The following is a 26,279-nucleotide window of genomic DNA, read 5'->3' as shown; positions in this document are numbered from 1 at the left end:
GTACGCGGTTCGCGGTTCGCGGTTCGCGGTTCGCGGTTCGCGGTTCGCGGTTCGCGGTTCGCGGTTCGCGGTTCGCGGTTCGCGGTTCGCGGTTCGCGGTTCGCGGCGATGATCCACTGGCCCTTGCTGGGGTTGTCGGGTTCGGGGACGAGGCTGGTCCACAGCCGCAGGCAGGGGCTGGTGGCGAAGGCCGGGCCTTCCGCGGGCTGGTGCAGTGACCAGTCCTCGTCGAAGGGGAACGGCCAGGCCGCACGGAGGTCGGTCAGCCCGGGACCAGCCAGGTGGCGGGGCAGGACCCTCAGCGCGTGATCGGGGGCGAGGTTCTTGAAGGGGTCGGACGACACGAGGGGTTCCTGTCGGGACGGCGCGCGGGACGCTGGGCGTGGTGGCGAAGGGCCGGCGACTCAGCGGGCGCGGCCACCGCTGCGGGCGGCCGGCGGGGACGGGGCTTTCCGGGCAGTGCGGCCCAGGGCTCGGGACGACGCGGGCTCCTGCCAAGCGCCGGGAAACCACACAGACGCGTACCGCTCGACGGCATCACGCAGTCCGTCGGTATGGGCGCCTTCCCACGGGACCCAGTCGGGTCGGTCGCGGAACTCCTGAAACCTGCCGTACCCCGACTCCCGAGGGGTACGGCCCTGAGCCGCATCGCGGTGGTCGAAGGTCTTGTGCTCCTCGAACCGCAGTGCCACGGCGTCGAGTTCGCCTCCGTCCCGGTGAATGGTGGCGAGGCGCAAGCCGTCGTATTCGTGCTCACGGATGGAACGGGAGAAGTCGATCCGCAGTCGTAGCGGGGCACCGGAAACGGGTGTAGCGAAGTAGGTGGTGCCGACGACGGCGGCCTCGGCGAACGGGAGCTTCAGGTGCTCCATGAAGAATTCGCGTGCGTACATGGCCAAACGGGTGCCTCCAGTGGGACGGCGGGTGACGGGTGGTCAACGGCGTGCGCCGGGCAGTGCCGGTCGGCTGGAGGTGCTCCAGCGCGGGACGCTGGACGCTGGGAGCGCGGCCGGGCGGCGCGTGGCGCGCTGCACGTCGAGCGGAGTCGGGGCCGGTGGGCGTGGCGGGATGACCGGGGTGAGCTGGGCCATGCCCTGGACGTAGCTGTACGTTTCCTCCCGCCAGCGAGGCAGCGGCGCGGGATCGGAGACGCATTCCGTGACGGCCTTGATCAGGGCCACGGGGGTGTCGGTGCTGGCGGTGGCGTACCAGGCGGGGCGGTCGATCGAGGTGCCGGCCCACAGCTGCCAGCGGGCGTCGCGGGTGGTCAGCTCCGCTTCGGGGTCGAGGCGGCCGGTGGTGAACTCCAGCCCGGCGAGGCCGTCGGCCGACTGGATCGCGAACACGCCCCAGCGGGGGTGTTCGATCTGCCAGCCGCGGGTGATGAGCGGTACGACCGCGAGGAACGGATCGCGGTCCGCGCTGCCCGGGTCCGGCACCGCGAGGTAGGCGTTCGGGCCCTGTTCGTACGCCTCGGCGAGCGCGGTGGTGAACGCGGCGACGAACTCGGTCGGGCATCTGTCGTTGAAGCAGGCTCCCCAAGTCGGCGGGCCGAAGGGATCCTTATAGGCGTTGATGCGCCACAGGCCGTCGTCCTCCCCTTCGGGGAGATAGCCGAGGCGGACCTTGCGGTCGGGTGCCTGGATGTAGACGTTGCCGAGGTCGTCGTGCTCCAGTTCCCAGCCGAGGTCGAGAAGGGGCGCGAGGCCGGGGTCGCCGATCGCGGTGGCGGCGGCAAGGTAGCGCGGGGAGACGTAGACGTCCCCGTCGATGGTGCGAAGGTCGTCGTGGGGTGACACGCGGGTCCTGAGAGATAGGCGTTGGAGAGCGGCTCAGCCGGTGCTGGGCAGCAGTGCTGCTTCCAGGTCGGCGGGCTGGCCGGTGTAGTGCAGCATGCGCAGCCCGAGGCGGGCGGCGGCGCGGCAGTTGTCCGCCCGGTCATCGATGAACAGCACGCGCTGCGGGTCGACGGCGCCGGTGGCGTCCAGGGCCTGCCGGTAAGCAGCCGGGTCCGGCTTGCACACCTGAAGCCGGGCTGAGTACAGCGCCTGGGTCATCAGCCGTCGGCACCAGTCGTGGGTGTCGAGGACGTCGCTGAGAGGGTGAGGGGCGTTGGACAGCAGCACCATGGGCAGCCCGCGCCGATGGGCGCTCTGCAAGACGGCGAGGACACGGTCGTCGGTGTGCGTCCACATCGCGGTGTCGGCGGCGCGCAGTTCGCGCAGCATGCGCGGGCCGGGGTGGTAGCCGAGTACACGGGCCCAGTACGCGAGATCGCTCAGCTGACCGGCGTCGTATGCCTCGCGAGCTCTCCAGAACGCGTTCTGGAACGAAACGACGTCGTCGTCGGGCCAGGCGGCCAGGCGGGCGAGGTGACGCCACTGGTCAGCGCCGGGCTGGTGGCCGATGACGCCGTTGTAGTCGAGGATCACAGCGTCGAGGGCGGTGGTCGTGGTGGTGAGGGTCAAGGGGAGGTGTTCTCCAAGGCACGATGGGACAGGGCGGCGACGGCGGCTGCGAGCAAGGCGGGCAGCAGCAGCGCGGTGGACAGGGTGGTGACGGTGGCCAGGGCGCCGATGAGGGCGGGGCCGGCGAGCAGGCCCAGGTAGCCGGTGACGGCGACCGTGGCCACGGCCCTTGGGCCGCCGACTCCGGCGGCGCTGATCAGGCAGGGAACGGTGATGGACAGACCGAGCCCGAAGACCGCCCAGCCGGCCAGAGCCAACGGGGTGCTGGAGGTGACGACGCCGGTGGTAAGCCCGGCCGCGGCGAGGATCGCGCCGACCCGTACGACACCGGGGGCGCCGAAGGCTGTGGTGAGCCGGTCGCCGGCCAACCGTCCGGTCGTCATGGCCCCGCTGTAGAGGGCGAACGCGGCTGCACTCACGGCCGTCGAGGCATCCAGACTGTGCAGGTGGACGGCGGCCCAGTCGGCTGCCGCTCCCTCCCCCAGCAGGCTCGAGGCAGCCAGCGCGCCCAGCAGCCACAGCTGCCTGGACGAGAGTGCCGGCCGGGCCTCACCCTGGCCGAGGTTGGCGGGTGCAGGCGGTTGATCGGTGCCGTTCAGGGAGCGGGTTGCCGGTGCGGCAATGAGCGCGGCCCCGGTGAGTACCAGGCCGGTGGCGAGGAAGAGGGTGCTGTGGGCGGTGTGGGCGGTGACGGCGGCCAGAGCGGCTCCCGCGAGGGCGCCGATGGAGTAGGCGGCGTGCAGTCCGGACATGATGGGTCTGCCGTAGGCGTTCTGGCAGCGCACCGCCGCCGAGTTGGCGGCAACATCCAGCACACCGTGCGCGACACCGAAGGCAAGGGCGGCCGTGAGCAGGGACGGCAGGCTGTCGCACTGGCCCAGGAGGGCGAGGCATCCAGCAAGGCCGGCGGCGCCGGAGGTGAGCAGGGCAGGAAGGCGCGTCGGCCGGGCGAGACGGCCTGCGGTCTGCAGTCCTGCGACCATGCCGAGCGCGGCGGCCAGCAGCACCAGGGCCAGGTGTGCGGTGCTCAGGTGGGCGGCCTGCTGAACGGCCGGCATCCGGGTGCCCCAGACGGCCATCACCGCGCCGAGGCCGAGGAAGTAGCCGGTCAGCAGCCCACGGCTACGGCGGGCCATGAGGGGTGCCGTCTTCAAGCGAGGAGATCCCTACCGCTGTCCTGGCCGGCCTGGTGGGGCGCCACCTCGAGGGTGAGGGCGCGGAGCGCCTCCTGGCCGCAGTGCCGGGCGTCTTCAGCGGAGGCGCCGGTGGTGATCAGGAAGCCGATCCGGGCGGAGAACATGTCTCCCTCGGGCGGGAGCAACAGCCGGTCGCCGACGCTGCGCTGGAAGGAGATCCGGTCCAGCCACGGCGGCCGGGGACCGTCGAAGCAGAGGGCGGTGAGGGTGCCGGAGGTCTCGGGGTAGATCAGGTGGATCGCGGCAGCCGAGCGCTGAGTGGGGGTGAGGTCGGGGGCGCGGTCGCAGGCGATGTCGGCAGCCACACGGGGCAGGTGGATGCCGGTGGCGAGGCGGACGAGATGGCCGATCATGTCGCCGGCGATGCGGCCGTTGACCTCGACGAGTCGCGGCCGGCCGTCGACGAGCCGCATCTCGACGTGGCTGACGCCGTCGGTTATCCCGAGCGCGCCGATCGCGGCCCGCGCCGCCGGGGCGACCACGTCGAGGAGCGGGTCGGACGCGTCTACGGAGTGCGACAGTTCCTCAAAGAAGGGCGGTGCGCTGACGGTCTTGCGAGTGATGGCGACGACTGTGGTGTGGCCCTGGTAAGTGACGCATTCGACCGAGACCTCGGGTCCGTCGAGGTACTCCTCGACCAGCACGCTCGTGTTCTCCGCCCCCAGAGCGGCAGCGCGTGCCGCGAAGTCGTACGCGGCCGTGAGCTGGTCGTGGTTGTCGACGCGGATCACGCCGATGCTGGCCGCGTGCGCGGCGGGCTTGAGGACGACCGGGTAGCCGATCCTCTCCACGGCGGCCTGGGCCTCTTGCCCGGTGCGGACGCTCAGCGATACGGCCGATGGGACACCGTGGCGGGCGAACAGGCTCCTTGCGGTGGCCTTGTTGCGGCATGCCTGCATCACTTCGGGCGCCGTGGTGGGAAGGCCCAGCTGGCGTGCGAGGCGGGCGACCGGGACGAGGTACCACTCGGTCCAGGTGAACAGGCCGGCCAGCTCGTAGCGGTCGGCGAGGGCCCGGCCGGCGGCGGACAGCGCAGCCTGGTCGGTGGGATCGGGCACGACCACGCAGTCCTGGATGAACGGCACCTCCCACGAGGGTTCCTCACTGGTGATCAGAACGACGTCGTACGCGGCGGCCACGGAGGCAAGGCAGTAGCCGCGATACGCCTCGGCTTCCATGTCGGCCGCAGCCACGACCAGAACGACAGGACGATCGGACAAGAAGGTGCTCCTCGAAGAATCAGGTGAAGGGAGGGGTTTGGCGGGCCGATGGTCACGGGCTGCGCCGACGGCGGACCGCGATCGCGGAGGCCCACTCCGGGTGATCGGCGAGCAGCCTTCTCGCGTAGAGCGCGGTGTAGTTGTTGTTGAGGCCCTTCACGCCGTGCGGGTGGCGGTAGCGCAGGGCCTCGAACAGCGCCTTCATGTCGACCCGTGTCACGCCGGCGGCGAGGCGCTGGACGACGAGCTGCTCCAGGGCCCGGTACACCCAGGGGTGGCCGGCATCGAAGGCGTGGAACTGCTCGGTGATCGGGGACCGCACGTCCTGGTGCGGAAGGTCGAGGCCGGGCAGTCCGGCTTGCGTGATGGTGGACATGAGCGGCGAAGGCTCCTTTCGTACCGGGAGGGTCAGGCCAGGGATGTGGGCAGGGTGCGCAGGCGGGTGAAGACGATCGCGAAGCCGAGGGCCTGCAGGACGGCGGCGACGGTGATGGCGTGCCCGAGCTGGGCGGCTGGCACGGCTGCGACGAGCAGGCCGGCGGCGGGGAAGGGCAGCAGGAGCAGCAGAACCGTCACGGCGAGGGTGCTGCCGAAGACGTCGGGCGGGATCAAGTGGGAGCGCAGGGTACGGAAGACGACCGTGAGGCTCCCTTCGCCGGCCATCACGACAGCGATCAGCAGGAGGTAGCCGCGGTAGGTGTCGGCCTGGGCGACGGCGAACGTCGCTGTGGCCGCGACGGCGGCAGCCACGGCGCCGACCGGCCACAGGCCCCAGCGGTCAATCGCGCTGCGGGATGCGGTGATGGCGAGCAGGGAGGCGACGGCTGCGGCGGACCAGATGAGTCCGGCATCCGCGCTGGAGTGGTCCAGCTCGGTGACGACGACGACCGGGACGGCGGCCTGCAGGAGGGCCATGGCTGCGTTGGAGACGATGAGGCCGCCGACCAGCCAGGCGAGGGCGGGCAACGAGCGAAGCGTCGCCCAGCCCGTCCGCAGTCCCCGCTTGACAGGAGCCACGCCGAGCGGTGCGGTGCGCACGTGGGGGCCGAGTGCGGCGGCGAGGAGGGAGAGGCTCGCGAGTGTTCCGAGCATGACGGCTGGACCGGCGTGCTCCAGAAGCAGGCCGGAGAGCGCAGGCCCGGCCAGAGTGGCGGTCTGGTCGATCCCCAGCAGGACGGACTGCACCCGGTGCGCCCGGGGGCCAGCCTTCCGGCTTGCCTCACTGCCGGCGGTTTCAGTCGCCACAAAACTGAACTCGGTGAGCACGCCGGTGGACGCGGCGAGCAGCATCACCGTGACTGTCGCGGCTGGTGTCCGGGCATCGAGGGCCGTGAGAACGACGGCGGCGGCGAGCACGACGAAGGCTCGTGCCAGACAGGCTGCGCGGAAGATGCGGGCCGTGCCGTAGCGGTCGACGACGGTCCCGGCCACGGTGAACGCGCCGATGCGCGGGATCCACTCCAGCGCGAAGGCGAGCCCGGTCAGGGTCGCCGATCCGGTGGTGGCCAGGACGAGCAGGGGGATGCCGTAGGTGGTCATCGCGAATGCGGCGGCATCCGCCCCGCGCGGCAGATAGATCCTGCGCACCAGGCCCGCGGTGGGACGCGCCACCGCGTCCGGCGTCACGCGGCGACGCCGTAGGTGCTGCGGATCTGCTGGGACTGGTGCGTGTGAATCCACTCAGCCAGCAGCTGGTGGACGCGGGCGAGTTCGGCGGTGGCCTCGCCGCCGGTGGGGCGAGGATCCGCCGCGGCCGGCTCGGCCAGCAGGGCGAAGGTGTGGCGGATCCGCCCGGCGAAGTCGCAGATCGGCGCTGGGTGGTTGTGCCGTCGGGCCCAGCGGGCGGTCGCGTCGTAGACGTCGGCGAGGTCCCCTCCGGCTGCGGTGAGTCCGAGGCCGGAGTGGGAGCGGTCGAGGAGTCCGAGTACGTCTGCCTGCTCGGTGGCCTGCCGGATCTGGTGGGTGGTGAGGTCGGTGAGGGTGCGGGTCAGCGCGCGGGGCGGGATGGCCCCGTGGTCGTCGATCTCGCTGACCAGGCGGATCAGGGCGGCGGACGACAGCGCCGTGCACGCGTGCTTCAGCTGCTGAGGGGAGAGGGCGGGGATCATCGGCGGGCTCCTCCCGTCGGCAGGGCGGCCTTCGAGCGGACTGGGGTGGCGTGGGAGAAAAGGTCGCCGTTGTGCCAGGCAGGGCGGCGGGCGGGCTGGGTCTGCCCAGCAGGGGTCGGCCGGGCGGAGGGGGCCGGAAGCCGGGAGGGGTGGCTGACCCAGGTACGGGGGGCGGTATTCGCGCTCGGGTCCAGCCGGCCCCAGAGCGGGTGCCTCGCGGCGTGGTCCACCGGGCGTCCGGCGGCCCACATGGACAGCGCCCCGAAGACGTGACCGAGTCCGTCGCCGGACGGCGAGAGGCGGTAGGGCTGTCCCAAGCCCGCAGTCGCCACCAGGCCGTCGTCAATGAGCTGGCGCAGCGGCGGGTAGATGTTGGTCCAGTAGCTGTCGGGTATGACGATGCGCGCCAGGGCCCGGGCGCTCGCCTCCTGGCGCGCTTTCAGCACCCACAGGATCGCCGGGGCTTGCCGACGGGTGAGGAGGGTGAGGCAGTCCTCGACCTGCTCGATCGCGGACAGCGGCTGCTCCGGCTGCTCCAAGTGCTCCTCGGCCCAGGCGGCCATCACCGGGAGCACCGCCAGAAGCTGTCGGCCGCGCTGGGTGAGGCCGTAGGTGACATGGCGGGCGGAGTACTCACTGCGCTGGGCGAGGCCAGCGTCGCAGAGCGAGCGGATCTTGGGGTGCAGCTGGCCGCTGTGGAGATACGGCAGCTTGGCCGCGATCTGCGTGTAGCGCTGCGGCGGCTCGTTCAAAGCCAGCAGGATCCGCACGTTCCAGCGCGGGGTGATCATGTGGAGGGCTTCGGTGACCCGGGCGATGTCGGCATCGGCGGCGGGTGGCAGACCGGTGGTGGCCAAAAGGGGGAACTCCTGGGTGCGAAAAAGGCCGGGGCCCGTTCGGATCAGCGGCTCGGGGCGGCGCTCACGGTCGGTACTGGCGGAGCGGAAACGGCAGCAGGCGCACCGGTGGTGGGCGGCTGCGGCGAGGGGGTGCGGCCGAGGCTCTGCAAGACCGCTTGGGTGGTGACGGCTTGGGTGTCGCGGACGGCGACGGCCTCTGCGAGGCGGCGGGCGCAGTCGAGGATGTGCGACACCTCGTGGGTGCCGATCTGCCGCTCGGGATGGACGAACTGCTCAAGCCGTTCGCGGTACACGGTGATGCTCTGCTCGGCGAGGGCGAGCTGGTCGTGGCTGCCGAGGAGGGCGGCGAGCATGCCGGGCGGCTGGTCCTGGGCGTGTGCTTGGAGGTCGGTCAGAGCAGCGCCGTACAACTCCTCGATCCGTGCGGCGATCTCAGCGGACGTGGGCTGGGGCAATCGGCGAGGGCTTTCACGGTCGGCGGGGCTGGGCCGCCCCGGCACGCTGGAGTGCCGGGGCAGCGGTGGCAGGGGGCAGGGTGGTCGTGAGCGTCTGCTGGGTCGTGCGGGCAGGCCGGGTCTGCTGGCCGGGCGGAGGCATGCTGCGCAGCAGGTCGCCGAGGGCTGCGCGGTAGCCGTCGCGGGCATCCAGCGCCGCCTTCAGCCACTGCGCGTCGAACCGAAGGTCGTCGGCGGACAGTTCGTCCATGTCGCGCTCGGGCGCCATCGCCTCGTGCACGCGGTCGCGGATCCGGGCGACCTGTTCCTCGGCCAGGGCCAGGAACGAGCGCAGTTCGAGCGCCCGGGTCAGCGCGGCGGAGGCGTCCGGGGTGGCTGCCGTCTCGTACAGCTTGACGACCGGGGCGCCGAAGACCTCCCGGAGCCGGGCGTCCTGCGTGCAGGGCTTGTCGCGGACGCTCACCGCAGGACTCCTCGGCCTGTTGTGGGCGCCGTCGCAGGTCGGGCCGGCGCACTGGTGTGCACGGCCGGGCCTCGGGGAGCCCCGCGGCCCAGGCGGGCCAGACGCTCGGCGGCGAGGTCCTTCTTGCCGGGAGCGCTGGGGTCCAGGAGCCAGCGCACGACCATCGCCCGTCCGTCACGCGTGGTCACGGCCGCGGTGACGCGGTGGGCAAGGGTCATCGTCGGGTCGTCGACCTCGCTGGGCTGCGTCTGAAGCGCGGCGAGGAGGTCGTCCTCTGCGCGCTGGAGCGCCGCCTGGGACTCGGTGAGGAGCCCGTGCCACTTCACAACGTCGGTGGCTTCGGGGTTCGCGTCCGGCGCCGCAGCGACCGCGGCGGTCAGTTCGTCCATACTCATCTCGAAGCGGCGCTCGATCTGTTCGGTGAGCACGCCCACGACATCCTCTATGCCGTCGGACACAGAGAACTCCTTTCCAAAGGCACGGGAAATGCTGGTCTTCTGCGGAGAAGGGCAGCGAAAGGAGACGGATCAACTCGGCTATTGCGGGGTGGAGTTGAAGGATTTCTTAGTCGAGGCACATACGGACATCGCGGTAGACGTAGGTGCCGGAAACCCAGCCCTTCACACCGGTGGTCTTGTCCGTGATGTAGTGCCAGTTCCCGCTGGTCTTGTGGACGGTGAACTTGTGACCGCGGTAGAGGATGCCGAGGCTGGTGGACTTCGCGGACGCCTTGGAGCGGATGGTCACGGCCTTCGTGTGGACCGTGTACGGGAGCGGCGGGAGGTTGTAGCAGCTGCTGGCTGTTGCCACGATGGAGACGGTGGCCGCACTGGCGGTTGGGGCGGACAGCCACGGCAGAGCGAGTGCTCCGAGCATCGCGGCGGATATCGCTATTCGGGTGGAGCGCATGCGGAAATAACCTCCGTACGGGGAAATGGGAATGCCGAGAGATGCGGACCGGGCTTGCGCCCCAGCGGCTGTATAAGAGTCCGCGGATTCGCCGGTTTGGCTAACCGGCGATCGTCGGCTATGTTCCGGCCGACTGAGCGGATTTGAGGGTCAGCGGCTGCGGCCTGGCGGACGCCGCACAGGAGCTGTCGGCACCGTGCCGGAAGGCCGGGTGGACCGGGCCGTGAGCCTGACCGGCGGCAGAGGAGCGGCTTCGCCGCCCAGGCGGTCGTCACACCAATGCAGGGCCGCGCCGATCGTGGCGAAGCCCCCCTCACGCAGGGTGTGCGTCCACGTGTCGGTGTCCACTTCCTCGTGGAGCACGCGGAACGGCACCGGGCTGCGCTCGTCGAGGGCACGCAGGACCACGACGGTGGTCATGTCGTCAGGGTCGTCCCGGGTGTAGCTGTGCAGGAGGGCGAAGTGGTCCCCGTCGCCCATGAGTCGCTGCTCCAGCGCGCGGGTCGTCTCATCTGCCGGCGCAGTTCCCATGCCGGGCAGCAGGCCGATAGCACCTGGCGGGCAGCCGCGGTGAATGAGCCAGGACTGCGCTATCGCGGGCAAGGGCAGTTCGGCATGCTCGAAACGGAAGGTCCGTCCGGCCAAGTCCCGCTGCAGGTGCAGGGCGACGAGCTGAGGTTCACCTGGGATTCCCCAGGTGGCGGCGCCGTTGTGCAGGACGTAGAAGCTCTGCGACCCGTCGGGGGTGTGGTGCTCGGCGAGCGCGGTGAGCATGTCCTGCTCGATCCCGATCGCGTGCCAGAACGCGTCCACGGTCCGCTCGTCGGCGGACTCGAAGTCGTCCAGCCGAAAGTCCAGTTCGGGCGGGGGCATAGGGTCTCTCGGTCGGTGGGCGGGGGTCAGCGGCGGTGCCCGGCGGTGCCTGGCCAGGCCCCGGGCCGGGCACGGGCCGGGCCTGCAGTCGTGCTCGGGCGGCGGCTGCCGGCGAGAGCGGCGCGGCCCGCGTCGGTCAACGCGACCGGCTGCCCGGCATGCACGGGATGGCTGGCATCCCGGAAGACCAGCCCGGCCGATTCGAGCCGCTGCAGGTGGGCGTACGGGATCCGGGTGCCGGAGGCAGTGGCCACGGACCTACGCCCCGTCACGAGGTGTTCGTGGAACTTGGCGCCGCCGGCGATGGCCAGCAGCGCCGCCTGGTCGGCTACCGAAAGCGCCTCCCGGCCGCCCGGCTGTGTACTGCGGGCGGCGGCCTCGATCGGCTCCAGGACGGCGATCACGCACGCCGCGGCATCGTCGCGTTCCTCAGCGGCCTCCTCCAGCTGGTCCACCGTGCGATGGATCCGCGCGAACAGGGCGGAGTCGACGGGGAACTCACCGCTGCTGAGCCGGTGGAGGAGTGTCCGGTAGAAGGTCACGCTGATCTCGGCCTTGGCCAGCTCGCGGTGCAGGTCCACCAAGCGGGCGTGCCCCTCGTCGAGGGCACCGCGGTCGCGGCGGGCCCAGAGGACGTCGACGTCCTGGCCAGTCGCGGCTTCGACGCGGTGGTCGAGTGGGGAGATGGCACGCCGGGCTGTTCCCGGGGCGGGATCAGGGGGCATCGGCGAGTGCTCCTTGGGTCAGCGGGCATGGTGCTGCGATGAGGGGCCATGGGCCGGGCGGGGCAGGCCGGGCATCACGGAGGGCAGCGGCCCCGGCTTCGGCACAGGCCCACGAGCCGTGAGCTGCGGCGAGCGGGAACGGGCGGCGTGGGTCCGGGCACTTACCGGCCGGCGAGCCATCCCCAGGCGCTGGCCGACGGTGTCGTAGACGTCGTTGCCTGCTCGCGGCCGTACGGCGACGACGTGGATCTCGTTGCGGTGCGCGGACATCGGCGGCGCCGGACGCAGGGCGTAGACGACGCGCCATTCCTTGCGTGCGTCCACGACCAACTTGCGGTAGCCGGACAGATCACCGGTCAGCTTGGTGCCGAACTGCTCGGCGTTCACCACGTCCTGGAGCTGGGCGAGTGCCAGGTCGCGGATGTCGCTGGTGGCCTGGAGGAGGTCGGTCAGGGCACGGGGGTCGAAGCTGAGGCCGAAGGCCGGCTGCCCGGCGCTCATGACGTCGGCCGGCCCGGTTCACCGGAGCCGGGCGGGTCGGTCTCCGTCGTGTTCGCCTTCTCCGCGCGGGCCGAGGGAGGCGGACCGGGCAGGAGCCGGTGCGCGGGCCGTTCGGGGGAGGTCATGCACGCCGACAGCGGACCGCCGGGCGCCCGGATCGCCGCGATGGCGTGGGTGAGGAAATCCCGATGCCAGACGAACAGCCCGCTCAGACCGGCTTCGGGGTCTTTGTGCTGCTGGTAGGCGAGCCAGAGCGCGTGGAGCCAGGCCACCACATCGTCGTGCGCCTGCCACTGCAGGCACCAGGGCGCCGCCGTGGTGACCTCGGCTCCGTAGACCGGCAGGAGGAAGTCATCGACCCAGTCGCTCAAAGCATCGAGTTCGTCCTCGTACTCCTCACCCTCCAGCTCCAGAATCGGGTGCGGCTCGGGTGGAGCCGCCGGGGAAGGTCCGCCGAGCCCCGGCAGGCCGAACGCCGCGAACGGCGAAGGGCCGGTGTCCGGGACGGAGGCGAGGTGGTCGAGCTGCTGGGCCTGCTGGGCAGACTGCTCCATCAGCTTCCGGACGCTGGCCTCAATTCCTTCAAGGCGAGGGTCAGGAACCCGTATCGGCTCCAATTCCCCAGCTTCGTGGGGTTCTACGGATTCAGGCATGAAAAAGAGGGCCTCCTTGAAGCCGTGGAGGAAAGAAGGGGGTGAAGGGTCATCGACGATGTGCAGACGACCGCCTGGGAGCACCTCAGCGACGGCCGCTGGAAGGGCCCCAAATACATTCCAGGGGAAGGGCTTTGAAGACTCAGGCGGTCAGGACGACGTCATCCTGGGTGAGGGTCTGACGGACGGCCTCCGTGAGCCGGTCAGCCGCGACGGAGGCGTAGTGCTTCGTCTTCTCCACGCCGATGAAGTCGCAGCCTTCTAGCAGCGCGGCGACGCCCGTGGAGCCGGAGCCGGCGCAGAAGTCGAGCACCGTACCGCCCGGCGGGGCGATCTTGACCAGCTCGCGCATCACCTCAACAGGCTTCTGCGTGATGTGCTGGCGCTTGGCCCCCGAGGGCTGCGAAGCCGAGTACATGCCCGGCAGATAGACGGGGTTACGGGAGCCGTCGATCGGCCCGTTGGACGCCCAGACGATGAACTCACAGTTCTGCGTGAACCGGCCCTTCTGCGGCCTGGCCTGCGGCTTGTGCCAGGCCAGCACCCCGCGCCACAGCCAGCCGGCCGCCTGGATCGCGTCCGTCGTGACGGGCAGCTGACGCCAGTCGGTGAACAGCAGCGCCGTCCCGCCGACCTTCGTCAGCCGGTGGGCCTCGGTCATGATCTGCGTGAGCCAGAAGCCGTAGGAGCGCTGGTCCATGTTCTCGCCGGCGAAGTCGGCCAGGCCGTGGCCGGCGTCGGCGGAGGTGTACTTCTGCTTCGCGCTGCGGGAGGTGCGCTCCTTCGCGGTGCGACCGCCGGAGTTGTACGGCGGGTCGGTGATGACCGAGTCAACGCAGTCATCCGGCAGAGTGGCAAGGACGCTCAGCGCGTCGCCCTGGTGCAGGGAAAAAGGCAAAGAGGTACCCCGATTCGGGTGTGAGAGTGCGGGAGGAAACCCCGTTCGCACGAGAGGAACCCCGCGGGCAGGAATCGGGCATGCAGAAGCCCAAGGCCACAGCCGGGGAAAGGCGAGGGGAGTCCCAAAACTGTAGAGGCGAATCGCCGGTCAACCAAGAAGTGCACTGAAAAGGGGTCGGAATCCGACCCCTCGCGCCAACTTTTTGGTCAACCGGCGATCCGGGCCTAATGTTTTGGAACCGCCCGGCGCACACCGCCGCTGGCCCATTTCTCTCCACGCCTCGCAGAGGTTCCCCCCTGCCCCGGCACACCTAGCTCACGGCCCGGCCCATTCAGCGAGCGGCAACTCGCCCACGCTGGCCCGCCCCTATCGCCCAGCCACCGGCCGCCGCGCTCCCTTCCACCACGCCCCGCGCACGCGGCACGCCGGACACCGCACCCCGAAGGACCCGTCCATGACGCCTCGTTACTCACACCTGCCCCACAACGTCGCCCCGCGAGCGGGCCGCACCGTTTGAAGGCGCTCGCCGCCGGTATCGGCGTCGTCTTCCTCTCCCCATTTCTCCTCGGCGGCGCGGCCATGATGATGGCCTCCTCCAGCGAAGCCGCCCAGACCAGCACGTTTCAATGCCTGGCCGACCTGGACACCGACGCCGTCGCCGATCAGGTCACCAAGATCCTCGACGGTGCCTCCGGCAAGGACGTCCACATCGAGGGCCTCACTCTGCCCGATGAGCAGATCCCCAACGCCCAGACCATCGTCGCCACCGGCATCAGCCTCGACGTGCCCAAGAAGGGCCAGATCATCGCGCTCGCCACCGCGATGCAGGAGTCCCGGCTGCGCAACCTGGGCTCCGGGGACCGCGACTCGCTGGGTCTGTTCCAGCAACGCCCCAGCCAGGGGTGGGGCACAGCTCAACAGATCCACGACCCTGTCTACGCCTCCGAGCAGTTCTACAAGCACCTGCTGAAGGTCGACGGCTGGCAGCAGATGACCGTCACTCAGGCCGCCCAGGAAGTGCAGAGGTCTGGCTATCCAGACGCGTACGCCCAGTGGGAACCGCTCGCGACCGCGCTGCAGAAGGCCATCGCCGCAACGTTCCCCACCACCGGCAAGGACACCGCCGACAAGGACATCGAGACCCCGCCCTCCACGTCCGACTGCGGCACCACGAGCGACGGTTCGGCCTTCGGGCCAATCCCCGAGGGGGCCATCCCCAAGGGCTACAAGATTCCGAAGGACACCGACCCTCGGGCGCGCAAGGCGATCGTCTGGGCGATGCAGCAACTCGGCACGATGTACCAGTGGGGCGGCTCCTGCACCAACCCCCGCGGTGAAGACCCCATGGGCCGCTGCGACTGCAGCTCGCTGATGCAGCAGGCGTACGCAAAGGCCGGGATCACGCTCACCCGCACCACGTATACCCAGGTCAATGAGGGCAAGGCCGTCTCTCCGAAGGCCCTGCAGCCCGGTGACTTGATCTTCAGCCGCGGCACCGCCGCCCGCCCCGAGCACGTCGGCATGTACCTCGGCGAGGGCCTCGTCATCGAGGCCCCGCGCACATCCAGGCCCGTCCGGATCACCGCGATCAAGGACTGGGCCGTCCTGGCGGCGCGCCGCGTCCTCTGACGCCGGCCCCGCTCGCGCCTCTCGCGCTCTTTCCCTCTCTCTTCACCTCTGCCGGGCCCTGTGGCCCGCGCGCAAGGAGCCCCGCCACACCCATGACCCCACTCGCCGACCGCTTCATCCAGCTCGCCTACGACCCGGGTATCTCCCCCAAGGGCGGTGGCCTGCCTGGCCTGGCCGTCCTGAAAAACGTCGTCAACTCGATCAACTTGTTCGGCATCGTGGCCGTCGTCGGCGCGCTTGCCATGTCGCTCGGCGTCTGGGCGTGGGGCCACCACACCGGTGGCCACCAAGCCGAGGCGAACGGGAAGAAGGGCGCGGTCGTCGCGGCAGGCGCCGCGCTCGGCCTCGGTGCCGCCAACGGCATAGTCGCGTTCTTCTCCGCCCTCGGCTCCCAGGTCCGCTGATGCGCAAACCGTCTTTCTCCCTGACGGGCTACGGCGTCGGCTGGTCTGCGAACCGTCGTGCCGCCCTGGTGGCAATCGGTCTGGCCTGCCTGCTCGCCGTCGCCGGCGCGACCGCCTACCTCACCGGCCGCGGCGAACAGCACCGTTCCTCGTCCAGCAGCCCTGCAGCACCCTCGTCGACCAGCCCGGCAACCTCGGACGGCACGCAGAAATCGGCGGCCGACACAGGGTCGGTGCCCCGGCCGCCGCGAATCTCGGATCCCCTCGCGTTCGCCATGGCCGCCGCCGAGATGCTCTGGTCCTACGACACCCGCGACACCAGCAACGAGCAGCAGCTCACCGGCATGCAGGCGTGGATGACGACTGAGAGCGAGTACAGCGACTGGGCCTCGGTCTCCGCGCAGATGCCCACCCCGGCGCTCTGGGCGCGCATGGCCGACCAGCAGCAGCGCGCCACCGCCACAGTCTCTGAGGCCCACTACCCGGCCGCCTTCAAGCAGGCCCTCGCCGAAGATCCTTCGGCGATCACCGAGGCGTACATCTACGCCGTCACCGTTACCGGCCAGCAGACGATCGCCTGGGCCAAGGGCGGCCACGGGGCGGAGGACCGCTCCATCACCCTCGCCGTGCAGTGCCGTCCCTCGGCCGACTGCTCCCTCGTCGCCATCGCCCCGCGCGTCGCGCCCTGACCGAAAGGAATCCCCATGGGGTTCTGTGACCTCCCCCTCGCGGACAAGGTCTGTGCGGTCGGCGAAGCCGTGGATTTCGCCTCCGACCCCGGCAAGGCCATCGGCGACTGGATGGCCAAGAGTGCCGGCGAACTCGCCGCAGCCTCGGCCGACCTCGCCGCCAAGGCGGTCGACGCCACCACCCGCGTCGACCTCAACGCATCGTGGTTCCGCGACAACTACGAGACGATCCTCCCCATCGGCCTGGTCATCCTCGTGGCCACGTTCTGCGCCCAGCTCGTTCGCGCCGCGATCCGACGCGACGGGCAAGCCCTGACGCAGGCGTTCACCGGCACCGCGTCCGGCGTGATCTTCGCCTTCGCCGCCATCGCGCTGACCACCGTCGCGATCGAAGTGGTCGACGCGCTGTCGGCCGGGCTCCTCAAAGCCTCCAACCTGTCGATCGAGACCGCGGTTCGCCGCATCGTCAAGGTCAGCCAGATCAGTGCCCTCTCGGGCCTCGGATGGCTGGTGATGGTGTTCGCCGCCCTCGGCGCCGCGATCGGCGCCGTCCTGTACTGGTGCGTGATGATGGTGCGCAAGGTGGGCATCCTGGTGATGGTCACCCTGGCCGTCTTTGCCGGGGCCGGCGGCGGCTGGGAAGCCGCGCGCCGCTGGCGCAAGGGCTGGATCGAGGCCACCGCCACCCTCGTCGTCTCGAAACTGTTGATGACGATCATCTTCGTGCTCGGGATCGCCGCGATGGGCAAGACCGAGTCGAAGGACGGCCTGGCCGCACTCGCCGACGTCATGGCCGGCATCGTCATCATGGTCTTGATCCTGTTGTGCCCCTACGCAACCTTCAAGTTCGTCCACTGGGCTGCCGAAGGATCCGACGGAGAGTCCCTGCACCGTGCCGGCGGCGCCGGTGCCCAGCTCGCCAAGCAGCATGCCGAGCGCGCCGGGAAGAAGGCCGCCGCGATGGCGGCCGCCGCCGGAACCGGCGGCGCCGCAGCGGGCGCCGGAGCCGCCCCGCAGGGCCCGGACACCATTCCCGGTGGCGGCGGATTCCCTGGCGACATCGCGCCCAGCCCGAGTGGTGGAGGCGCAGGCCAGGAGGGTTCCCAGAACGGCGGCACAGGTGTCTCGTCAGCGGGCGAGGCCGTCAAGTCCGGCCTGGAGAAGGCCGTGCAGCCCGCGCCGACCAGCGTCTCCGACGACACCAGCGGCCAGATGGGCGGCGCCCCGGGACCGGGCGGCTCCGGAGGGGGTGCCGCAGCCGGTCAGGCCGGCGGATGGCAGTCCGCCCCGCCGACCACGACCCCGCCGCCGCAGGGCGCCCCGCCGTCCCCCGGCTCACAGACCGCCGGGAACAGCGGCACAGCGTCGCCGCCGCCCCCGGCCGGCCTCTGAGCATCTGTCCGATCCCTTGGGGGCGGGACGTGCCCATCACCTCCCGCCCCCAGGGCCCCGCCCGCGCCCTCCAGGACCAGCCCCTTGTCTGATCTCTCCGTCGCCCCGGTCACGGTGAAATTCCCGCACCGGTCCCGCCGCGGCATCCTTCTTGGCCTCTCCCTCCCGCAACTCGTCCTCGTTTCCTCGGCGTTGGCGCTGCTGCTGGTGACGGTCGTCTCCACCGGTCTGCTCGGCGCCATCGCGCTGACCCCGCTGTGGGCGGCGGTCGCCGCGCTCGTCGCGATCCGCCGGCACGGCCGCTCCCTCATCGACTGGGCGCCCATCGTCGCCCGCTACGCCAACCGCCGCCGTACCGGGCAGACACTCTGGCTCGCCCGGCCCGTCACCCGGCCCCGGCAGGACGGCGTCCTCCACCTGCCCGGTACCACCGCCTCCCTCAAAGTCGTCACCCCCGGCGACTCTGCCAACGGCGCCGCCGCCGTCCACGACCCGCACCGGCAGACCCTCACCGCCGTCGCCCGCGTCACCTCCCGCGCGTTCGCCCTGCTCGACCCCGCGACGCAGAACCACCACGTGAACGGCTGGGGTCGGGCCCTGGCGGGCATCGCCCGCACCGGCCACGTCGCCACCGTGCAGGTCCTGGAGCGCACCGTCCCCGACTCCGGCGACACCCTCACCCGCCACTGGACCCAGCACGGCCAGCCCCAGACACCGGTCGCCGGGCAGATCTACTCCGAACTCGTCGCCTCCGCCGGCCCCGCCGCCGCCCCGCACGAGATCTACCTCGCCATCTCCCTCGACCTCAAGGCCGCCAAGCGGCTGGTCTCGCAGGCCGGCGGCGGGCTCCCGGGCGCGTTCACCGTCATGGAACAGACCACCGCCTCCATCGCCCAGGCCGCCCGCAACGCCGGACTGATGGTCACCGGATGGCTGAACGCCCGGGAGATCGCCGCCGTCATCCGTACCGCCTACGACCCCAAGTCCCTCGCCGCCCTCCAGCAGTGGTCCCCCACCGGCCGCGCCGAGGCCGACCCCGCAGCCGCCGGGCCCGTCGTCCAAGTCGAGGAGTACGACCGGCTCGCCACCGACACCGCCCGCCACGCCACGTACTGGGTGGAGAACTGGCCGCGGACCGAGATGGGGGCCGGCTTTCTGCACGGGCTGATGTTCACCGCTGGGGTGCGCCGGAGCCTGTCCCTTATATACGTGCCGCAGGGGCTCGAATCCGCGCTGCGGGATGTCCAGCGGAAGAAGGCTGCGATCATCGCGGATGCCAGCGAGCGCGCCCGCCGCGGCCAGGTCGACAGCGAGGAAGACTCCGTCGAATACGCCGACGTCAAACAGCGCGAGCGCCAGCTCATCGCCGGGCACGCCGACGTCGCCCTGACCGGCCTGGTCACCGTCACCGCCGAGACCGACGCCCTCCTTGACGCGGCCTGCGCCCAGATTGAGACCGCCGCCGTCACCGCCGGCGTCGACCTGCGCCGCCTCAACTACCAGCAGCCCGACGCCTTCACCCTCGCCGCGCTGCCCCTCGCCCGCACCGCCCTGTGAGGAATCCGCTCACAGAACGCCCCTGTCCCGCCACGGCGACAGGAAGGAATCGCACCCGTTGACCTCTCGTACGCGTCCGGACGACGCGCACCCCTACCTCCGAGCCGCGAGCGCCGGGGTCCGCCATCACACCCGTGCCCTGACCCGGCCAGCCCCCACCTCCCCGGCGCAGGTGGACCGCGTGCACCTCGACGTACTCCACGCCCACCTCACCGCCCTGCACCAACTCCTCGACCTGCTCGCCGAATCCGCCCGCCCGCCACATCCCGCCGCAGGCCGGCACCTCGCCACCGCACACACCCGGCTCTGGCAGGCGACCGCCGCCGTGCACGACGCCTTCCACCTCCTACCCGCCGCCTCCGCAGACGCGACCGAGTGCCATCCGGAACGGCTCCCGGAGGGACCGCCGGTCCTCACGATCTGCCAGCGCCACCTGGCCGCCGGACACATCGTCCGCCGCAAGACCACCCCCACCGACCTCAACCGCCCGCACACCACCGCGTGCGTGCGATGAGCACCACCCGCCGAATCGAGGGCCCCCGATGAGCCACCGGCCCGCCCGTCGCGCCCGCCGCGCCGCCGCCAGCCCTCTGTTCACCCCGCACGGCGCGGACCGGGCCAGCCGCAGGGCAGCCCGTCGCCAGCTCGCCGAAGCCACCGCCAAGGCCCGCGCCGAAGCCACCGCCCACCCGGCAGGCGCCGTCCCCACCGCAGACGACTCACCCGCTCCCCTTTACCCGCCGAGCGGGCGCCCGGGGCCCGCCTCCGCCCGCGGGAACCGGCTCCGCCTGCCCTCGCATCGCATGACCACCGCCATCGCAGCCGGCGCATACCCCTTCCTCGCCGAAGGCGGCCTCGGTGCCCAAGGCATCTACGTCGGCCGTGACGTGCACGCGGAAGCCAGCTTCGTGTTTGACCCCTTCGCGCTGTACGGCAAGATCGAGGGGTTCACCAACCCCAACATCCTGCTTGCCGGCGTGATCGGTCAGGGAAAGTCCGCACTCGCGAAGTCGTTCGCGCTGCGCTCCGTCGCCTTCGGCTACCGCGTCTATGTCCCCTGCGACCCCAAGGGCGAATGGACTCCCGTCGCCCAGGCGCTGGGCGGCACGTCCGTCGCTCTCGGTCCCGGACTGCCCGGCAAGCTCAACCCCTTGGACGCCGCCCCGCGACCGGACAGCGTGGCCGAGGCCGACTGGGTCGGGGAGATCCGCAAGAGGCGCCTCCTGCTGCTCGGTTCGCTGGCCCGGACCGTCCTGGGCCGGGACCTGCTGCCGATGGAGCACACCGCCCTCGACGTCGCTCTCGACGCCGTCGTCATCCGCGCCGCCGACTCCGGCCGTACACCGCTTCTCGGCGACGTCGCCGCCGCTCTCAACAACCCGACCGCGCTCGACGAGGCCGCCGGGATGATGTCCGGACGGCTCGGGGAAGCGGCCCGCGACCTCGCCCATGCCATGCGCCGCCTGGTCCACGGCGACTTGGCCGGCATGTTCGACGCGCCCTCCACCGTGGCGTTCGACCCCCGCTCGCCGATGCTCACCATCGACCTGTCCCGGCTCGGCGGGTCCGGCGACGACACCGCGCTCGTCCTCGCCATGACCTGCGCCTCCGCGTGGATGGAGTCCGCCCTCACCGACCCGAACGGCGGCCGGCGCTGGATCGTCTACGACGAAGCATGGCGCCTGATGCGCCACCCCGGCCTTCTCCAGCGCATGCAGGCCCAGTGGAAGCTGAGCCGCGGCCTGGGCATCGCCAACCTGATGGTGATCCACCGACTGTCCGACCTGCTCACCGCCGGCGACGCCGGATCACGCGGACGGGCCCTGGCCGAAGGTCTGCTCGCCGACTGCTCCACCCGCATCATCTACCGGCAGGAGACCGACCAACTCCACGCCGCGGCAGGGCTTCTGGGCCTGACCTCGGTGGAGACCGACGCGATCTCCCACCTCAACCGGGGCCGGGGCTTGTGGAAAGTGGCCGGGCGCAGCTTCATCGTGCAGCACCTCCTGCACCCCCACGAACTGGCGCTCTTCGACACCGACGCCCGTATGCACTGAAAAGCAAGAGGCTCATGAATTCCGATGCCCAGCGCGAACTGATACCTCGCGACGCTACCCTCCACCTTATCGGCGCGCTCGACGACATGAAGGCCAAACTCCTCGACGCCGCCGAGCAGTGGCAGCTGCTGGACGAGACCGGTCATGTGCCGGCCACGCCGTCCTACGCCGATCTGCTCCAGCATGCCGCCGACGCGCAGGCCCTCTCCCGCGACGTCGTCCGCATGACTGCCGAATTCGCCCGGACCGCCCACAGCACGAACCGCGCCGGCAGCGCCGTACTCGCCCACCTCGCGACTGCGGCCACCATGTCGAGCCACGCAGCCCCGTACTTCGCCGAGACAGCGGAGACCGCCCTTTCCCTGCCCCGGTCCTCCAGCCCGACCGACCGGCACCACCGGGAAAACCGCATGGTCATCGACCATGCCACGGCGCGCGCCTATCTGCGGCGCACGTCGGAATCGCTCCGCGACGCGGTCAAGGAACTCGACGACCACCTCAACTTCCACCGCTTCTTCCGCACGCCTTCCCGGCGGGAGAGCCCGCCGCCCCCGCCGCCGAGGCCGAGCGCACGCCACCGCTAGCCCGCGCCGAAGCATCCACGCCGGCATCACCCTCTCAAGGAGTCCCCTGAACCGCCCCGCCCATTTCAGCGACGCCGACTGGGCCGAGTACCAGCGATGCCAGGCCGAGCACGACGACCTCATGGCGCAAGTCGCCGAGCGCGAAGCCCAGATGGAACACGGCCTGATCAACGCCTACGACGAGTACGAATTCGACTTCACCCCTCTTCCGGAGCCAAAGCCCAGTCCCACTCGCCCGACCCCGCCGCTACGCCACGCACCCTCGCGCCGGAGAAGCCGTGGTCGCTGAGGACAAGAACACCCCGACCGCCTCCCACACCGACGCCCGCCGCACGTCCGCGCTCGCGCCGCTCCCCGACCACCGCAACGTGGACACCGCCTGGTGGCAGGAGCTGTGGCGCCGCCACGCGCACATCACCACGCCGCTGCGGCAGCGCGGGCTGGAGTGCGACATCGAGTTCGGCCTCAGCGCGTACATCGTGCACGTATCACTCCCCGACGACAGTTACCTGATCATCGGCCCGCCGCAGGAGCCCTCCTGCGACCGTCCGCCAGGGGACCCGGAGGGGTGGATCGTGACCCGCCAGCATCCCGACGACCAGGCGCTGTTCGAAGTGATCTACGACTCGGCCCCCTCCGCCGACCCCGGTGCCCCTGAGCGGCCCGAAGCCCGTCATGGCGGCAACGCCACGCACCTGATCGAGGCGATCGACCAGCGGCTCATCCAGCTCGTGCTGCTGCCCGCTCCCTCCTCGTCCACCGCAAGCGCGCACGTGTCCGCAGCCACGCCGACGCTCCGCGCGCCCAAGACCCCGGACGTCTCCGACAACGCGGACCGCACCTCCGTCTACGTCTACGGCGACGCGCTCCTCGCTCTCACCGACCGGCTCAACGCAACCGAGTCGCATGCGGACGCCGCCGCCCTGCTGCACCAGGTCCTGGACCCCACCAGCGGCCTGCTGGAGCGGCTCGGCGAGTTCTTCGAAGCAGCCGGGGAGAAAGCCAAGGAAGCCGAGCAGGACGACGGATTCGACCTCCACTACGACCTTGAGGACGCCGCGGCCACCTTGCGTAGTCTCGGTGAGGACCTGCACACCGCTGTCGACCGCATGCGTGCCCTGGCCCCCGCGCGCCAGGCCACCAGCGCTGCCCTCCCTTCGGGCCCAAGCCCGGGGCTGCCGACGGCGAATATCCCCATGCCGGGTCGCACCCGGTGAACCAGGCACGCACGACGCTCACTGCCCAGTCGTCTGCCTCGAAGACCTGGAACGTGTCGCCTTCGGCGGGATGGTGAGGTCCAAGAGTCACGGGCCCGACTTCGTGGCCTCCCGCCTGGCCGGGGGCCCGGATGACGGTGCGCGTCGCCGCCGGGGAGGTGCACGCTGCGCTACCTCGGCACTCCCTCGGGGCCTGAGATACGGGCCGCGATGAGCGCCGGACGCATCGGCTGCATGACCACCCCCGCGCAAGGCAGCCGGATCCCCGAGGGCGCGCTGTATGCCTGCGACAACTCCAAGTTCGGCAGCGACGGCAAGGGCCGCTACTGGCCCGGCGCCGAAGCGTGGTTCGCCTGGCTGTACCGGACCGTTGAACGGTACGGGCCGGATCGCTGCCTCTGGGCGCTCGCCCCGGACCAGCCGTTCGACGCCGCCAGCACCCTCACCGAATCCCTGCCGTGGCTGGCCCGCATCCGCGAACTGGGCATCCCCGCGGCCTACGCGGCCCAGGACGGCTGCGATGCACCCGGGCTGCTGCCGTGGGACAGCTTCGACGTCCTGTTCCTGGCCGGATCGACCGAGTGGAAACTCGGTCCCGTCGCCGAACGGCTGGCCCGCGAGGCGAAGGCCCGCGGCAAGGGCGTGCACATGGGTCGCGTCAACTCCCGGACACGTCTGGGGATAGCCGAGTGGTTCGGCTGCGACAGCGCCGACGGCACCTACCTCGCGTACGGGCCCGACAAGAACCTGCCCAAGCTCCTCAACTGGCTCGCCGAACTCGACGGCCACCCCTCCCTCATCGGCGGCACACAGCCCTTCGCCGTCCCCGACGCAACCTCGACGGCTCCGCCCCCGCGAGCAGACCTCCGACGACGCGTACTGCCAGGTCACGAGGCTGCCATGAGATCAAAGAAACACCCGCCCACGGCGACAAGCGATGCAGCCCCCGCATTCCCGACACCACGAGGTCCACGTGCCAAAACCCGCTGAACAGACGACGCCGCACCGGACTGCAGCAACTGTCCTCGAACCTCGCGGTGCCTCCGAGCCCCTCGGACTGCTCGACCACACCGGCCACTCCCCCGCCCCCTGCCCGTGCGCACGCCACGGACGCGGACGATGGCGGGTCGCCGGCCGGACCTTCATCGTCCACCATCAACTCCACCCGCACGGGCTGGCGTTGTTCGACACTGACGGCCCTACAGAAAAGCCCTATGCCCTCTATTAGCCTCGGCGATCACGACCAGATCGGTGTCATCGCCCTCACCAGCAACGACGCCCCCGCGGCAGCCCACACGCTCCTGACCGACCACGGCTTCTGGCGCCCACGAGGCGTCTTCGGCTACATCCTGATCCACGACAGGTACGACCACGACGTTCCGGCCCGGCTCGAGCGGTTCCTTGCCGCTGCCGCCCGGCAGGGCATCGGCGTGGAATACCACTTGCCCCGTATCCTCCCGGACGCCGGCTCTCCAGCTGCGGGGAAGCGCGTCGAGGAACTATGGCGCGATAACCAGGAACGGGAGTACCGCCGTTCACGGCGTGAGGCCGCCCGGATCGTCACCTCCGGCAGCGATCTGGAAGCCCTTGCCCATGGCCTTTCTCGCCGCCTGCCCGGCGAATGGACGTTCCACGTAACCGACTTCGACGAGCCGGCCAGCCAGCTCGACTTCCTCGACGAGCTGTGGGACAACGCATGCCTGGCCAGCGCCTGGATGCAATTCCACGTTTCCCGCGCCGCGATTCTCACCGGCCCCAGCCGCCTCCAGCTCGTCGTGATCGACCGCCCGCTGCACCATGAACAGGTCCTCGTCGGCGCGCTATCCCTGCACGGCATCACCCACGACTACTTCGGCGACCACAACGCCCCGCACGCGATCGCGGTCCCCTCCGAGGCGGCCCGCGCCGCACACACGGTCACCCGACGGCTCCTGCCCCGCTACCACCAGGCTGCCCGCCGCCTGCGTACCAACCAGCGCGCCACCAGCACTGTCGAGGAATGAATGCGCTGTCCCGCAGGTCTCACCCACCGCACCGATCTGTCTGCCTTCGCCCGCGCCCTCGCCCAGCGGTTGCCGGGTACCTGGACGAGCACCTACCACCGCTATACCGACGACGAGTTCCCACTCGACCACGGCGTCTGGGACACCGGTGAGCCCAGCTGGGCCGTCGGCCAGAGACTCGGCCAGCACGCCGTGCTCGACGGACCCGACCGCCAGCAGCTGTACGTCCTCGACCGGCAACGCAGCCCGGGCCAGTTCCTGGTCGTCCCGCCCATCCCTGACAGCTTCCAGCCCCACCACTTCCGCCGTGTGGACGAGCCAGGCGGCATCGCTGTCCCGGGCGATCCCGCGCGCGCCGCCGCCGACGTCGTACGCCGCGTCCTGCCGCGTTACCAGCACGCACTGGCCGCGGTGCGCCACAACGCCCGCCTCCAGCCCGACCCCGTACGCCGTGCCGAACCCACCGCGGTCACCCATACCGTCACGCTCATCTGGTACCGGGACGGAGCCTTCGGCGCCCCGCACGACAGCGTGCCCGCCGAGGTCCGCACGCTCTTGTACGGCTACGGCTTCCAGTACCGCCCGCCCGAAGGCGCCCTCCTCCTGCCCGCCGACTTCAACGGCATTGACGAGGGCATGGCGCGCATTCAGGCGGTCGCACGCCGTCTGACCGAGCAGGGCTTCGGCGTGAACCTCCGTCCCGCCGCATCGGCCGCCTGCGCGCCTCCGCCACCGCCGCCCACGAAGACGGCGCCGACACGCAGCCGCTGACCGCGAAGGCACCAACCCCGCACGAGCCACACCTCCCCTCGCCCGCCCCAGAGCCTGGAGTTGCCCTTGGTGTCTGATCTTGACCAGCGGATGCTGCTGCACGACGTGGCCGACCGGCTCAACACTGTGGCCGACCACCTCCCGCTCACCGACCAGGTCCACCCCGACCCGGGGCTGAGCGAGATCTTGGACGACGAAGTCCGGCAACTCGCCCGCCTGCTGGGCTACCTGGTCGGCGAGAGCGCCTTTCGCCACCGGGCCGCCATCCGCTATCCCCACCAGCCCACGGCCACCGACCGCCGCACCACCCTCGCGCTGGCGAGCGCCGCCCAGCCAGTCGGTGCCGCGCTCGCCGCCCTCGGCGCCGCCGTCCGCCACCTCGGCCTCCTGGCCCACCTCACCCACCAGCCGCCCAGTCCCGCCCGCGACCGGTCGATCACCACCGCACATCAGGGGCTAGTGGACCGCGTCGGTGACGCCCGTACGCACCTCGCCCGCGCCGCGAAACAACTGCGCGCTGCCGCCGACACCCAGGTGACGCCCGCCGTGGCCGCGCCGCGCCCGCCCACAGCTTCCGCTGCCACATCCCGTAACCGCTGACCCGCCCCCTTCCCCGGAGCATCCTCATTCCCCTGCACACCTCC

The 26,279-nt window shown here is 71.0% G+C and carries 31 protein-coding genes and 1 pseudogene; 13 read left to right on the top strand and 19 right to left on the bottom strand.

What is annotated here, in order from left to right; translation table 11 throughout:
* The 19 genes and pseudogenes from ABT063_RS33900 to ABT063_RS33810 all read right to left on the bottom strand — a co-directional run.
* Positions 1–344: pseudogene (locus ABT063_RS33900) on the bottom strand (hypothetical protein); the annotation flags it as partial.
* A 60-nt stretch (positions 345–404) separates the two neighbouring features.
* Entirely contained in the window at positions 405–893 is a 489-nt protein-coding gene (locus tag ABT063_RS33895; RefSeq protein ID WP_351063759.1) for a hypothetical protein, read from the bottom strand.
* 42 nt (positions 894–935) lie between these two features.
* Positions 936–1,799 carry an SPDY domain-containing protein gene (locus tag ABT063_RS33890; protein WP_351063757.1) on the bottom strand — a complete coding sequence of 288 codons (864 nt, stop codon included), beginning with the start codon at positions 1,797–1,799 and terminating at the stop codon, positions 936–938.
* Between the two features lie 33 nt (positions 1,800–1,832).
* Positions 1,833–2,468 (bottom strand): HAD family hydrolase, encoded by a 636-nt coding sequence (locus ABT063_RS33885; RefSeq protein WP_351063756.1) that lies wholly within the window; start codon positions 2,466–2,468, stop codon positions 1,833–1,835.
* Positions 2,465–3,604, bottom strand: coding sequence for an MFS transporter (locus ABT063_RS33880; RefSeq protein ID WP_351063796.1), 1,140 nt, complete (start codon positions 3,602–3,604; stop codon positions 2,465–2,467). The genes ABT063_RS33885 and ABT063_RS33880 overlap by 4 nt, the downstream gene beginning before the upstream one ends.
* Positions 3,605–3,618: 14 nt before the next feature.
* A complete protein-coding gene (locus tag ABT063_RS33875) occupies positions 3,619–4,842 on the bottom strand; it encodes an ATP-grasp domain-containing protein (protein WP_351063794.1) in 1,224 nt (407 codons plus the stop codon).
* A 94-nt stretch (positions 4,843–4,936) separates the two neighbouring features.
* Entirely contained in the window at positions 4,937–5,260 is a 324-nt protein-coding gene (locus ABT063_RS33870) for a hypothetical protein (RefSeq protein ID WP_351063754.1), read from the bottom strand.
* Between the two features lie 32 nt (positions 5,261–5,292).
* Positions 5,293–6,510, bottom strand: coding sequence for an MFS transporter (locus ABT063_RS33865; protein WP_502990930.1), 1,218 nt, complete (start codon positions 6,508–6,510; stop codon positions 5,293–5,295).
* On the bottom strand, positions 6,507–6,992 hold the full coding sequence (locus ABT063_RS33860) for a regulator (protein ID WP_351063752.1): 486 nt from the start codon (positions 6,990–6,992) through the stop codon (positions 6,507–6,509). The genes ABT063_RS33865 and ABT063_RS33860 overlap by 4 nt, the downstream gene beginning before the upstream one ends.
* A complete protein-coding gene (locus ABT063_RS33855) occupies positions 6,989–7,849 on the bottom strand; it encodes a winged helix-turn-helix transcriptional regulator (protein ID WP_351063750.1) in 861 nt (286 codons plus the stop codon). Before ABT063_RS33855 ends, ABT063_RS33860 begins: the two co-directional genes overlap by 4 nt.
* 44 nt (positions 7,850–7,893) lie before the next feature.
* Positions 7,894–8,307: a hypothetical protein gene (locus ABT063_RS33850; RefSeq protein WP_351063748.1), complete on the bottom strand. Its 414-nt coding sequence runs from the start codon at positions 8,305–8,307 to the stop codon at positions 7,894–7,896.
* Positions 8,308–8,320: 13 nt separating this feature from the next.
* Positions 8,321–8,770, bottom strand: coding sequence for a hypothetical protein (locus ABT063_RS33845; RefSeq protein WP_351063746.1), 450 nt, complete (start codon positions 8,768–8,770; stop codon positions 8,321–8,323).
* Positions 8,767–9,228, bottom strand: coding sequence for a hypothetical protein (locus ABT063_RS33840; protein ID WP_351063745.1), 462 nt, complete (start codon positions 9,226–9,228; stop codon positions 8,767–8,769). Before ABT063_RS33840 ends, ABT063_RS33845 begins: the two co-directional genes overlap by 4 nt.
* 106 nt (positions 9,229–9,334) lie before the next feature.
* Complete coding sequence (locus tag ABT063_RS33835) at positions 9,335–9,679, bottom strand: SH3 domain-containing protein (protein WP_351063744.1); 345 nt, start codon at positions 9,677–9,679, stop codon at positions 9,335–9,337.
* 150 nt (positions 9,680–9,829) lie between these two features.
* Complete coding sequence (locus ABT063_RS33830; RefSeq protein WP_351063742.1) at positions 9,830–10,552, bottom strand: hypothetical protein; 723 nt, start codon at positions 10,550–10,552, stop codon at positions 9,830–9,832.
* A gap of 26 nt (positions 10,553–10,578) precedes the next feature.
* Entirely contained in the window at positions 10,579–11,277 is a 699-nt protein-coding gene (locus ABT063_RS33825) for a hypothetical protein (protein WP_351063740.1), read from the bottom strand.
* An 18-nt stretch (positions 11,278–11,295) separates the two neighbouring features.
* Entirely contained in the window at positions 11,296–11,778 is a 483-nt protein-coding gene (locus ABT063_RS33820) for a hypothetical protein (protein WP_351063738.1), read from the bottom strand.
* Entirely contained in the window at positions 11,775–12,332 is a 558-nt protein-coding gene (locus ABT063_RS33815; protein ID WP_351063736.1) for a DUF4913 domain-containing protein, read from the bottom strand. The genes ABT063_RS33820 and ABT063_RS33815 overlap by 4 nt, the downstream gene beginning before the upstream one ends.
* Positions 12,333–12,573: 241 nt before the next feature.
* A complete protein-coding gene (locus ABT063_RS33810) occupies positions 12,574–13,329 on the bottom strand; it encodes a DNA-methyltransferase (protein ID WP_351063734.1) in 756 nt (251 codons plus the stop codon).
* A 516-nt stretch (positions 13,330–13,845) separates the two neighbouring features.
* Between ABT063_RS33810 and ABT063_RS33805 the strand changes: the two genes are divergently transcribed.
* The 13 genes from ABT063_RS33805 to ABT063_RS33745 all read left to right on the top strand — a co-directional run bounded on the left by ABT063_RS33805 (position 13,846) and on the right by ABT063_RS33745 (position 26,235).
* Entirely contained in the window at positions 13,846–14,961 is a 1,116-nt protein-coding gene (locus tag ABT063_RS33805; protein ID WP_351063733.1) for a C40 family peptidase, read from the top strand.
* A 92-nt stretch (positions 14,962–15,053) separates the two neighbouring features.
* Complete coding sequence (locus ABT063_RS33800) at positions 15,054–15,365, top strand: DUF6112 family protein (protein WP_351063731.1); 312 nt, start codon at positions 15,054–15,056, stop codon at positions 15,363–15,365.
* The gene (locus ABT063_RS33795; protein WP_351063729.1) at positions 15,365–16,054 is read left to right on the top strand and encodes a hypothetical protein; all 690 of its coding nucleotides are present in this window, start codon (positions 15,365–15,367) and stop codon (positions 16,052–16,054) included. Before ABT063_RS33800 ends, ABT063_RS33795 begins: the two co-directional genes overlap by 1 nt.
* Before the next feature lie 15 nt (positions 16,055–16,069).
* Entirely contained in the window at positions 16,070–17,446 is a 1,377-nt protein-coding gene (locus tag ABT063_RS33790) for an SCO6881 family protein (protein WP_351063727.1), read from the top strand.
* An 84-nt stretch (positions 17,447–17,530) separates the two neighbouring features.
* Positions 17,531–19,003 (top strand): SCO6880 family protein, encoded by a 1,473-nt coding sequence (locus tag ABT063_RS33785; protein WP_351063725.1) that lies wholly within the window; start codon positions 17,531–17,533, stop codon positions 19,001–19,003.
* Positions 19,004–19,061: 58 nt separating this feature from the next.
* Positions 19,062–19,517, top strand: a complete 456-nt coding sequence (locus ABT063_RS33780) for a DUF6238 family protein (RefSeq protein WP_351063723.1) — start codon at positions 19,062–19,064, stop codon at positions 19,515–19,517.
* Positions 19,518–19,545: 28 nt separating this feature from the next.
* Positions 19,546–21,060 carry a VirB4 family type IV secretion system protein gene (locus ABT063_RS33775; RefSeq protein WP_351063721.1) on the top strand — a complete coding sequence of 505 codons (1,515 nt, stop codon included), beginning with the start codon at positions 19,546–19,548 and terminating at the stop codon, positions 21,058–21,060.
* Positions 21,061–21,074: 14 nt separating this feature from the next.
* Positions 21,075–21,644: a hypothetical protein gene (locus ABT063_RS33770; RefSeq protein WP_351063719.1), complete on the top strand. Its 570-nt coding sequence runs from the start codon at positions 21,075–21,077 to the stop codon at positions 21,642–21,644.
* Positions 21,645–21,922: 278 nt separating this feature from the next.
* On the top strand, positions 21,923–22,861 hold the full coding sequence (locus tag ABT063_RS33765) for a hypothetical protein (protein ID WP_351063717.1): 939 nt from the start codon (positions 21,923–21,925) through the stop codon (positions 22,859–22,861).
* Between the two features lie 210 nt (positions 22,862–23,071).
* Positions 23,072–23,851: a hypothetical protein gene (locus ABT063_RS33760; protein ID WP_351063715.1), complete on the top strand. Its 780-nt coding sequence runs from the start codon at positions 23,072–23,074 to the stop codon at positions 23,849–23,851.
* A gap of 224 nt (positions 23,852–24,075) precedes the next feature.
* On the top strand, positions 24,076–24,864 hold the full coding sequence (locus tag ABT063_RS33755) for a hypothetical protein (RefSeq protein WP_351063713.1): 789 nt from the start codon (positions 24,076–24,078) through the stop codon (positions 24,862–24,864).
* On the top strand, positions 24,865–25,635 hold the full coding sequence (locus tag ABT063_RS33750) for a hypothetical protein (protein WP_351063711.1): 771 nt from the start codon (positions 24,865–24,867) through the stop codon (positions 25,633–25,635).
* A 69-nt stretch (positions 25,636–25,704) separates the two neighbouring features.
* On the top strand, positions 25,705–26,235 hold the full coding sequence (locus ABT063_RS33745) for a hypothetical protein (protein WP_351063709.1): 531 nt from the start codon (positions 25,705–25,707) through the stop codon (positions 26,233–26,235).
* Positions 26,236–26,279: the final 44 nt, after the last annotated feature.

It is taken from the genome of Streptomyces sp. NPDC002838, from assembly GCF_040295365.1.
Classification (GTDB): domain Bacteria; phylum Actinomycetota; class Actinomycetes; order Streptomycetales; family Streptomycetaceae; genus Streptomyces.
The sequence above is the reverse complement of the archived record's forward strand: the minus strand, read 5'-3'. Positions and strand labels throughout refer to the sequence as shown.

Excerpts from the sequence above, each read along its gene's own strand:
- ABT063_RS33760 (WP_351063715.1), top strand. The coding sequence starts at position 23,072 with ATGAGCGCCGGACGCATCGGCTGCATGACCACCCCCGCGCAAGGCAGC.
- ABT063_RS33770 (WP_351063719.1), top strand. The coding sequence starts at position 21,075 with ATGAATTCCGATGCCCAGCGCGAACTGATACCTCGCGACGCTACCCTC.
- ABT063_RS33880 (WP_351063796.1), bottom strand. The coding sequence starts at position 3,604 with ATGGCCCGCCGTAGCCGTGGGCTGCTGACCGGCTACTTCCTCGGCCTC.
- ABT063_RS33860 (WP_351063752.1), bottom strand. The coding sequence starts at position 6,992 with ATGATCCCCGCCCTCTCCCCTCAGCAGCTGAAGCACGCGTGCACGGCG.
- ABT063_RS33820 (WP_351063738.1), bottom strand. The coding sequence starts at position 11,778 with ATGAGCGCCGGGCAGCCGGCCTTCGGCCTCAGCTTCGACCCCCGTGCC.
- ABT063_RS33750 (WP_351063711.1), top strand. The coding sequence starts at position 24,865 with ATGCGCTGTCCCGCAGGTCTCACCCACCGCACCGATCTGTCTGCCTTC.
- ABT063_RS33815 (WP_351063736.1), bottom strand. The coding sequence starts at position 12,332 with ATGGAGCAGTCTGCCCAGCAGGCCCAGCAGCTCGACCACCTCGCCTCC.
- ABT063_RS33775 (WP_351063721.1), top strand. The coding sequence starts at position 19,546 with ATGAGCCACCGGCCCGCCCGTCGCGCCCGCCGCGCCGCCGCCAGCCCT.
- ABT063_RS33830 (WP_351063742.1), bottom strand. The coding sequence starts at position 10,552 with ATGCCCCCGCCCGAACTGGACTTTCGGCTGGACGACTTCGAGTCCGCC.
- ABT063_RS33755 (WP_351063713.1), top strand. The coding sequence starts at position 24,076 with ATGCCCTCTATTAGCCTCGGCGATCACGACCAGATCGGTGTCATCGCC.
- ABT063_RS33875 (WP_351063794.1), bottom strand. The coding sequence starts at position 4,842 with ATGGAAGCCGAGGCGTATCGCGGCTACTGCCTTGCCTCCGTGGCCGCC.
- ABT063_RS33825 (WP_351063740.1), bottom strand. The coding sequence starts at position 11,277 with ATGCCCCCTGATCCCGCCCCGGGAACAGCCCGGCGTGCCATCTCCCCA.
- ABT063_RS33870 (WP_351063754.1), bottom strand. The coding sequence starts at position 5,260 with ATGTCCACCATCACGCAAGCCGGACTGCCCGGCCTCGACCTTCCGCAC.
- ABT063_RS33835 (WP_351063744.1), bottom strand. The coding sequence starts at position 9,679 with ATGCGCTCCACCCGAATAGCGATATCCGCCGCGATGCTCGGAGCACTC.
- ABT063_RS33895 (WP_351063759.1), bottom strand. The coding sequence starts at position 893 with ATGTACGCACGCGAATTCTTCATGGAGCACCTGAAGCTCCCGTTCGCC.
- ABT063_RS33800 (WP_351063731.1), top strand. The coding sequence starts at position 15,054 with ATGACCCCACTCGCCGACCGCTTCATCCAGCTCGCCTACGACCCGGGT.
- ABT063_RS33790 (WP_351063727.1), top strand. The coding sequence starts at position 16,070 with ATGGGGTTCTGTGACCTCCCCCTCGCGGACAAGGTCTGTGCGGTCGGC.
- ABT063_RS33795 (WP_351063729.1), top strand. The coding sequence starts at position 15,365 with ATGCGCAAACCGTCTTTCTCCCTGACGGGCTACGGCGTCGGCTGGTCT.